This window comes from Rudaea sp. (assembly GCF_036383415.1).
Classification (GTDB): Bacteria; Pseudomonadota; Gammaproteobacteria; order Xanthomonadales; family Rhodanobacteraceae; genus Rudaea.
The window spans coordinates 1-9,200 of the sequence record NZ_DASVOK010000495.1; the positions used below are offsets into that span (position 1 = coordinate 1).

At 66.6% G+C, this 9,200-nt stretch carries 9 protein-coding genes; 8 read left to right on the top strand and 1 reads right to left on the bottom strand.

Features of this window, described 5'->3' with window-relative positions; genetic code table 11:
• Positions 1–656, bottom strand: a 656-nt coding sequence (locus VF497_RS17915; protein ID WP_330891318.1) for an MFS transporter, incomplete at its 3' end; no start/stop codon positions are given.
• A 334-nt stretch (positions 657–990) separates the two neighbouring features.
• Between VF497_RS17915 and VF497_RS17920 the strand changes: the two genes are divergently transcribed.
• The 8 genes from VF497_RS17920 to VF497_RS17955 all read left to right on the top strand — a co-directional run.
• Positions 991–2,037, top strand: a complete 1,047-nt coding sequence (locus tag VF497_RS17920) for a rod shape-determining protein (protein WP_330891320.1) — start codon at positions 991–993, stop codon at positions 2,035–2,037.
• A 92-nt stretch (positions 2,038–2,129) separates the two neighbouring features.
• Positions 2,130–3,116 carry a rod shape-determining protein MreC gene (mreC, locus tag VF497_RS17925; protein WP_330891323.1) on the top strand — a complete coding sequence of 329 codons (987 nt, stop codon included), beginning with the start codon at positions 2,130–2,132 and terminating at the stop codon, positions 3,114–3,116.
• Positions 3,116–3,604: a rod shape-determining protein MreD gene (gene mreD / locus VF497_RS17930; RefSeq protein WP_330891325.1), complete on the top strand. Its 489-nt coding sequence runs from the start codon at positions 3,116–3,118 to the stop codon at positions 3,602–3,604. The genes mreC and mreD overlap by 1 nt, the downstream gene beginning before the upstream one ends.
• A 1-nt stretch (position 3,605) precedes the next feature.
• Positions 3,606–5,504 carry a penicillin-binding protein 2 gene (gene mrdA / locus VF497_RS17935; RefSeq protein WP_330891327.1) on the top strand — a complete coding sequence of 633 codons (1,899 nt, stop codon included), beginning with the start codon at positions 3,606–3,608 and terminating at the stop codon, positions 5,502–5,504.
• A complete protein-coding gene (gene rodA, locus VF497_RS17940; RefSeq protein ID WP_330891329.1) occupies positions 5,504–6,625 on the top strand; it encodes a rod shape-determining protein RodA in 1,122 nt (373 codons plus the stop codon). Before mrdA ends, rodA begins: the two co-directional genes overlap by 1 nt.
• A 31-nt stretch (positions 6,626–6,656) precedes the next feature.
• A complete protein-coding gene (locus VF497_RS17945) occupies positions 6,657–7,511 on the top strand; it encodes a 2OG-Fe(II) oxygenase (protein WP_330891331.1) in 855 nt (284 codons plus the stop codon).
• A gap of 79 nt (positions 7,512–7,590) precedes the next feature.
• Positions 7,591–8,598: a lytic murein transglycosylase B gene (gene mltB, locus VF497_RS17950; protein ID WP_330891333.1), complete on the top strand. Its 1,008-nt coding sequence runs from the start codon at positions 7,591–7,593 to the stop codon at positions 8,596–8,598.
• Positions 8,595–9,200 (top strand): septal ring lytic transglycosylase RlpA family protein (locus VF497_RS17955; protein ID WP_330891335.1); only part of this gene is annotated, 606 nt, incomplete at its 3' end. The genes mltB and VF497_RS17955, both read left to right, overlap by 4 nt.

A 9,200-nucleotide genomic window follows, 5' to 3' on the forward strand; every position in this document is an offset into this window, starting at 1 on the left:
ATCGCCTCGGCCATCAGCGTGAACGCGATCGGCAGGAGGCCGCCGGCCGAGGCGCCCATGAGAAAGCACATCGCGAGGTTCCACTCGAACGAGGGCATCGCGCCGCAGATCGCCGTGGCCATGAACATGATCGCCGACAACAGAATCGCCGCGCGACGACCGAACAGATCGCCAAGGCGGCCCCAGACGACCGAGCCGACCGTCGTGCCGATCAATGCCCACAAGGCGAGTTTCGCCGCGGTCTGCTTGGGGATGTCGTATTCGACAGTCATGCCCGGGATGACGAAGCCGAGCGTAGCCGGCTTCATCACGTCGATCACGAGCGCGACGACAAGCACGACGACCAGTGTCCAGTGCGCGCGGCTGAGCGGCACGCGGTCGGCGATGTGGAAGCCGACGTGATCGCGTGCGGATTGCAGCGTTTCGCGCATCTGCGCGAGGCGCGGCATGAGGCCGTAGATCGACAGGCCGAGGCCGAGCGGAATCAGCGCCATGCCGACGAGCATGGTCGTGTCCATCGGCATGCCAGCCAGGTGGTAATGCATGTGCGCGCCCATCGCCAGCATCGGCCCATGCGAAAAGACGCCGGCCGCGATCAGCGCGCAGCCGAGCCAGAACGCGACAGGGTGATGGAAGGAAATGCTTTTCGTGGTCATCGATGCAAGAAGATGGAAGGGAACCTCTCGAAACCGTAGCGAGCGAAGAGAATTGCGTGTCGCCGGAGCGCAGGAACCGGAGTGTACTCAGATGTACATGAGGATTCCGAGCACCGCCGGCGCGCAAATTATCGAGCGCAGTAGGTTTCGAGAGGTTCCCGAAGGCGAGGTGCCGGACGCGGACTGCTAAGCCGGAGCGATGGCCGCGACTACGTCGACATTGCCCGCAATTTAACAGCATTTTTCCTTGCTTCGCCCGGGGGCGCTTACTACACTGGCGCGCTTTTCTTTCCACGCAAGACGCGACGCAACAGCAGCACGAGCGAAAACAAGAATGTTCAAGGGTTTACGCGGGCTTTTCTCCAACGATCTGTCGATCGATCTCGGCACGGCGAATACACTGATCTACGTGCGCGGCCAGGGCATCGTGCTGAACGAGCCATCGGTCGTCGCGATCCGCCAGGACCGCGGTCCCGGCGGCCCGCGTTCGGTCGCCGCGGTCGGCGCCGACGCCAAGCGCATGCTCGGGCGCACGCCGGGCAACATCGTCACTATCCGTCCAATGAAGGACGGCGTCATCGCCGACTTCACGATGACCGAGGAGATGCTCAAGCAGTTCATCAAGAAGGTGCATCGCGCGCGCATGTTCCGGCCTAGTCCGCGCGTGCTCGTCTGCGTGCCGTGCGGTTCGACCCAGGTCGAGCGCCGCGCGATCAAGGAGTCGGCCGAATCGGCCGGCGCGCGCGACGTCTACCTGATCGAGGAACCGATGGCCGCGGCGATCGGCGCCGGCATCCCGGTGCACGAGGCGCGCGGTTCGATGGTGCTCGACATCGGCGGCGGCACTTCCGAAGTCGCGGTGATCTCGCTGAACGGCATCGTCTACTCGCAATCGGTGCGTATCGGCGGCGATCGCTTCGACGAAGCGATCATCAACTATGTGCGCCGCAACCACGGCACGCTGATCGGCGAGTCCACGGCCGAGCGCATCAAGATGGAAATCGGCTGCGCGTACAAGCAGGACGAGGCGCGCGAGATCGAAATTTCCGGCCGCAACCTCGCCGAGGGCGTGCCGCGCATGATCCGGATCAACTCCAACGAAGTGCTCGAGGCGCTGCACGAGCCGTTGTCCGGCATCGTCGCCGCGGTGCGTGTCGCGCTGGAACAGACCCCGCCCGAACTCTGCTCCGACGTCGCCGAGCGCGGCATCGTGCTGACCGGCGGCGGCGCCCTGCTCAAGGACCTCGACCGCCTGATCTCCGAGGAAACCGGCCTGCACGTGCACGTCGCCGACGATCCGCTCACGTGCGTGGCGCGCGGCGGCGGACGCGCGCTCGAACTCGTCGACCAGCACGGCGGCGATTTCTTCGCGTCGGAGTAAGAAGTCGGGATTCGTGGGTTGTGATTCGTGATGCGCTGCGCGGAACTTTTTGATCTTTCGAATCACGAATTCCGAATCACGAATCACCAAGCATGGCCATCCCCGCCAACAACACGGCACCGCTGTTCGGCGAAGGCGCATCGAGCACGCTGCGCCTGGTCGTCTATCTGGTCATCGCGATCGCGTTGATGATCGCCGATCGCCGCGGCGACTGGCTCGAGCACCTGCGTGCCGGCGCGAGCGTCATCGCCGAGCCGATCTGGCGCCTGGCCGCGGCGCCATCGGAATTTGCGCGCGATGCACGCGTCGCCCTCGCCGACCGGCACGCGTTGAGCGAACAGAACGCCGAGCTGAGCCGCCAGTTGCTGCTCGCGCAGACGCGCCTGCGTCGCGTCGAAGCCGTGCAGGAGCAGAACCAGCGCCTGCAGGAACTGCTCTCGGTGCAGAAGACGCTCGGCCTGTCCGTGCAGCTCGCGCGCGTGATCGACGTCGACTTCGGCCCGTACAAACGGCATACGATCATGCTCGATCTCGGCAGCGACAACGGTGCCAAGGTCGGCCAGCCCGTCATCGACGCACGCGGCCTCGTCGGCCAGATCGTCGAGGTGCGCCCGCACAGCTGCACGGTGCTGCTGATCTCGGACAAGTCGCATGCGGTACCGGTGCGCATCGAGCGCACCGGCATGCGCACGATCGCGCGCGGCACCGGCACGCTCGACACGCTGGAACTGCCGAACATTCCGACCAGCGCCGACGTGAAGCCCGGCGACAAACTGCTTACCTCGGGTCTGGGTGGGCGCTTTCCGGCGGACTTTCCGGTCGGCGTGATCCGCTCGGTCGGCAACGATGCGACCGGCATGTTCGCCGCGGCCAAGGCCACGCCCGACGCCGCGCTCGACCGCAGTGCCGAAGTGCTCGTGCTGCACGAACTCGCCAATCCGGTGGGCCCGCCCGCACCGGCCGAGGAAATCGGGCCGCCGGTATCGCTCAAGGGCAGCGATGAACCCGCGCCACCGCCTGCGCAACCAGCGTCGCCGCCCGCAGTGCAGCCGAACCCGACCAATCAGGGGGAGCCGTAATGCGCATCCGCGGTCTCAACTGGCTGTTCTGGGGCGGCATCGCCGCGTGCTTCGTGTTCCAGCTCGCGCCGCTGCCGGCGGTGTTACTGCCGTTCAAGCCGTACTGGCTCGCCCTCGTCCTCATCTACTGGATGATCGAACTGCCCGAACGCGTGCCGCTCGGCCTCTGCTTCGTGCTCGGCCTGCTCGCCGACCTGCTCGGCGGCGAGATGCTCGGCGAACAGGCACTGCGACTTTGCATCCTCTGTTTTATCGTGCTGCGCTTCCGCTCGCGCCTGCGTTTCTTCCCGATGTGGCAGCAGACACTCGCCGTGTTCGCGCTGCTGCTCAACGACCGCGTCGTGTATCTCATGGTGCACGCGATCGCCGGCGACCCGCCGCCGCCGCTCGACTTCTGGCTCGCACCCGTGGCCGGCATGCTCGCCTGGCCTTGGTTGTTCCTGCTGTTCGACGATCTGCGCGCGCGCCTGCGCGCAGGCGATGCCTGAGATGAACCTGCCCGGCGCGCGCATGCAGGTCCGCAACGCCCGCGTCGAAGCGGACATGTTTCGTGCGCGCGCCATCATCGGCTTCCTGCTCATCGTGGTCTGCCTCGGCACGCTGGTGTCGCGCTACGTGTTCCTGCAGGTTTATCGCGGCACCGAATTCAGCGAGACCTCGGACAAGCAGCGCATCTCGGTGCGCAGCGTGGCGCCGAGCAGAGGCCTCATCTATGACCGCAACGGCGTGCTGCTCGCCGACAACGTCGCCGCTTTCCGCCTCGAGATCGTGCCCGAGGCGGTCGAGGGCGGACGCAAGGGCATGGAGCACCTGCTCGTCGAACTCGGCGATGTCGTCGCGATCAGCGCTGACGACATCGAACGCTTCCGCAACGCGCGCGCGAAGAAGAAGGCATTCGAAAGCGTGCCGCTGCGGCTCAAGCTCAGCGAAGACGAGATCGCGCGCTTCTCGGTCAACCGCTGGCGCTTTCCCGGCGTCGAAGTGGTGCCATACCTGACCCGAGCCTATCCGCTCGGGCCGTTGTTCACACACGCGGTCGGCTACGTCGGCCGCATCGATCTCAACGAACTGGTCAAGCTCGATCCGAGCGTCTACGCCGGCGCCACGCACATCGGCAAGACCGGCGTCGAGCGCTGGTACGAGGACGAGCTGCACGGCGCGCCGGGCAGCGAAACGGTCGAGGTCGGCGCCGACGGACGTGTGCGCAAGAAGCTCGACTACGTGTCGCCGACGCCGGGCAAGAACCTGTACCTGTCGATCGACGCGCGCCTGCAACGCGCCGCCGAGGACGCCCTCGGTGCACGTCTCGGTGCGGCGGTCGCGATCGATCCGCGCAACGGCGAAGTGCTCGCGCTGGTCAGCGAGCCCGATTTCGACGGCAACCTGTTCGTCAACGGCATCGGCCAGACCGACTACACGCAGCTGACCCAAGATCCGCGCAAACCGCTGCTCACCCGCGCGATCGCCGGCGGTTTCATTCCCGGCTCGACGATCAAGCCCTACGCCGCCGCGGCCGGGCTGGAACTGGGCGTACGCACGCCCTCGGACACAGTGGTCTCGACCGGCGAATACCATATTCCGGGCCAGGCGCGCGGCTACCGCGATGACTTTCCCGCGGGTCGCGTCGACCTCAAGCTCGCGCTGGCCTGGTCGGTCAACACGTATTTCTACTCGCTCGCCTACGAGATGGGCATCGACCGCTTCAGCGGTTTTCTCGCCAAGTTCGGCTTCGGCGCGAAGACCGGCATCGATGTCGCCGGCGAAGCCGTGGGCGTGCTGCCTTCGGCCGAATGGCTGCGCGCGACGCGCAACCAGCCCTGGTACGCCGGCTACACGGTCAACGTCGGCTTCGGCCAGGGTTTCTGGGTGGTCACGCCGATCCAGCTCGCGCACGCGCTCACAGTCATCGCGGCGAAGGGTGCGAACCGGCCGCCGCATGTGCTGCGCGCGACGCAGGCCGGCATCGGTGCACCGGTGCAGCCCGTGCCGTTGCCGATGCCGGGTCCGAACGTGGGCACGCGCGCGAGCACGTGGAAGGCGATCGAGGAAGGCATCTGGCTCGCCGTGAACGGGCCGCCGCCGAGCACGGTGAGCGGGCTAGGCAAGGAGTTCCCGTATGCGATCGCCGGCAAGACCGGCACCGCCGAGCGTTTTTCGCGCTACGACGAAACCTGGACCTCGATCGCGACCTCCTCGGCCGATCGCCACCAGGTATTGTTCGAGTGTTTCACGCCGGCCGAGGATCCGCGCATCGCCGTCGTCGTCGCGCTCGAGGCCGGCCACAGCGGTGCCTCCGACGCCGCGCCGATCGCGCGCAAGATCCTCGATGCCTGGCTCAAGTACGACGACGATGCGCCGGCCACTGCCGCGGGAGTGGCGCAACAGTGATGCTCGCCTTTGATCAGCTCGGCCCAAGCCTGCGCCTGCTCGCGCGGCGCTGGCTGCGTCCGCCGGCGCTCGACTGGCCGCTCGCCCTGGCATTGGTGCTGCTCGCCGGCGTCGGCCTCGTCAACCTGTATAGCGCCGGCGGCCCGGATACCAAGGTCGCGCTCAACCAGGGTGCGCGCTTCGTCCTCGGCGCGGTGCTGATGGTGCTGCTCGCGCGCGTCTCGCCGCAGAGCCTACGCAAGTGGACGCCATGGCTGTATGCGGGCAGCGTGTTCCTGCTGCTCGTCGTCGCCGTGCTCGGCGAAGGTCGCGGCGCGCATCGCTGGCTCGATCTCAAAGTGTTCCGCTTCCAGCCGTCCGAGCTGTCGAAGCTGACCATGCCGATGATGGCTGCGTGGGTGCTCAGCCGCGGCGAGTTGCCGCCGAAGTTTTCCTCGCTCGCGATCGTCGGCGTCCTGATCGCCGTGCCGGCCGGACTGATCGCCAAGCAGCCCGACCTCGGCACCGCGCTGCTCGTCGTCGCCAGCGGCATGTTCGTGATCTTCCTTGCCGGCATGGCCTGGTGGCGCATCGGCCTCGTGCTCACTGCGGCCGCGGCCGCGGCGCCGGTGGCCTGGCACTTCATGCACGATTACCAGAAAAAGCGCCTGTTCACCTTTCTCGACCCGGCCGCGGATCGCCTCGGCGACGGCTGGCACATCATGCAGAGCGAGATCGCGGTCGGCTCGGGCGGCCTCTGGGGCAAGGGCTGGCAGCATGGCACGCAGTCGGCACTCGAATTCCTGCCCGAACACACGACCGACTTCGCCTTCGCGGTGTTTTCCGAGGAGTGGGGCCTGATCGGCGTCGCCGCGGTGATCCTGCTCTACATCTTCATCGTCGGCCGCGGCCTCATGATCGCGGCGAATGCACGCGACACCTACTCGCGTCTGCTCGCCGGCTCTATCAGCATGTCGTTCTTCGTCTACGTCATGGTCAACGGCGGCATGGTCGCCGGCATCCTGCCCGTGGTCGGCGTGCCGATGCCGCTGATCAGCTATGGCGGTACCTCGGTTGTAGCGCTCCTTGCCGGATTCGGCATGCTCATGTCGATCCACAACCACAGGCGCGCGCCGCATTGAATCGAAGTGCCTGCGCACGTAGGCTTGAGACATGAGCAGAACGATCGTCACCGCCGAAGCCAAGCAATGGATCCTCAACCGCACGCTCGCCGGCGCCGGCAGCGAGCAGGTGATCGCGGAACTGATGGCCGCCGGTTGGCAGCGCAAGGCCGCGGGCGATGCGCTTGCCGTCGTCGTCGCCGAGAATGCGCGTGCACGCGTCGCGGTTGAGACCAACGACCGCCCCGCCGAAGGTGTGCCCGAGCCCGACATCGCGAAGATGCCGCTGTCGCTCGACGCGGGCGATCGCGAGGTAAAGGTGCTCGTCGAATTGAAGTCACCGCGCGTCGTCGTGTTCGGCGGCCTGCTCAGCGCCGAGGAATGCGCCGCGCTGATCGAAGCGGCGAAACCGCGGCTGGCGCGCTCGGAAACGGTCAACCGGCAGACTGGCGAATACCAGGTCGACGTCGCGCGCACGAGCCGCGGCATGTTCTTCCAGCGTGCCGAGAGCGAGCTGCACATGCGCATCGAGGATCGCATCGCGAAGCTGCTGAACTGGCCCGCGGAAAACGGCGAGGGCCTGCAGGTGCTCAACTACCAGCCCGGCGCCGAATACGAGCCGCACTACGACTACTTCGACCCCGCCGATCCGGGCACGCCAGCGCTGACGCGGCGCGGCGGCCAGCGCGTGGCCAGCTTGATCATGTACCTCAACACGCCGCAGCACGGCGGCGCGACGACGTTCCCCGATGTGGGTCTTTCGGTGTTGCCGCAACAGGGCAATGCGGTGTTCTTCAGCTATCCGCGGCCGGACCCGCTGACCAAGACCTTACACGCCGGCGCACCGGTCGCGACCGGCGAGAAATGGATCGCGACGAAGTGGCTGCGTCAGCGCGTTTTCGCTTAACGGCGACTCGGTTGCGGGGCGACGTTGCCGGCGCGGCATGCTACCCTCGCCGCACCTCTTCCTGCCGCCCGTTCGATCGATGACTTTCCGCGTTTTGTGTTCGTGCGCCTGCCTGCTGTTTGCCTCGTTCGCCGCGCTGGCGCGCGCCTACGATCCGCCGACACCAGCACAGGTAGCCGCAGCGCAAAAGCAGTTCGCCGACGATCTTGCGCGCGACACCGATCTTTCCGCGGCCGACGTGCTCGCCACGCTGGCCAAGGCGCGCTACCAGCAAACGATCATCGATGCGATCTCGCGTCCGGCCGAGTCGAAGACCTGGCGCGAGTACCGGCCGATCTTCCTCACCCAGGCGCGCATCGACGGCGGCGTTGCGTTCTACCGCGCGAACAAGGCGCTGTTCGACCGCGTCGAGAAGGAATTCGGCGTGCCGGCCCCGATCCTCGTTGCGATCATCGGCGTGGAGACGAACTACGGGCGCACACCGACGCGCTACCGTGTGCTCGACGCGCTGAGCACGCTCGGCTTCTACTATCCACCGCGCGCGGATTTCTTCCGCGGCGAACTGCGCCAGCTGTTCCTGCTGCACGGCGCGAATTTTCCGTATCCGATCGAGAGCCTGATGGGTTCCTACGCGGGCGCGATGGGCATGGGCCAGTTCATGCCGTCGTCGATCGCGAAGTTCGCGCGCGATGAGGACGGCGACGGCAAGATAGATCTGTGGAATTCGCTGCCCGACATCGTCGCCAGTATCGCCAACTATTTCGTCGGCAACGGCTGGCAGACCGGCGGTCCGGTCGCGGTGCGCGCCAAGGTCAGCGCGAGTGCGCGCGCGGTGACGCCGGAAAACCTCAAGCCGGCGTATCCGCTGCAGCAGCTGGCCGAGTGGGGCTACGTGCCGGCGACCAAGCTGGACGCGAGCGGCGATACCTTGGCCACGCTGGTCAAGCTCGAAGGCGAAGACGGCCCTGAAATCTGGATCACGCTGCAGAATTTCTACGCGATCTCGCGCTACAACCGCAGCCCGTTGTACAGCCTCGCCGTGTATCAGCTCAGCGAGGAAATCGCGGCGCAGACTAGCGGCAAATGAAGCACTGCGCGGCCGCCAGCCTGCTGCGCGCGGGAGCTGTGGCCGCCTTGTTGCTGATCGCGGGTTGCGGCGGACACAAGACCGTTCGGCCTTCGTCATCGTCGTCGTCATCGCGTGTCGACGACACCTCGCGTCCGCAATCGAGTCGCTACGCGCAGGATGGCGATTCCGGCCCGGGCGGTGCGCTGCCAGACGTCAGCAAGATTCCGGAGCCGGTGCCGAAGTCCGAACCGCGTTCGGCCTACGGCAACAAGTCGCCGTACGAGGTGCGCGGCAAGACCTACAGCGTGCTGCCGAACGCGTCGGGCTACGTCGAGCGCGGCATCGCTTCGTGGTACGGCAACAAGTTCCACGGCTACGCCACCTCGAACTTCGAAAAGTACGACATGTACGCCTACAGCGCCGCGCACAAGACGCTGCCGCTGCCGAGCTACGCGCGCGTGACCAACCTCGAGAACGGCGCCAGCGTGATCGTGCGCGTCAACGATCGCGGCCCGTTCGCCGAGAACCGCGTCATCGACCTGTCCTACGTTGCCGCGATCAAGCTCGGCATCTGGCAGAAGGGCACGGGCCTGGTCGAGGTGCGCGCGATCGACCCGGAG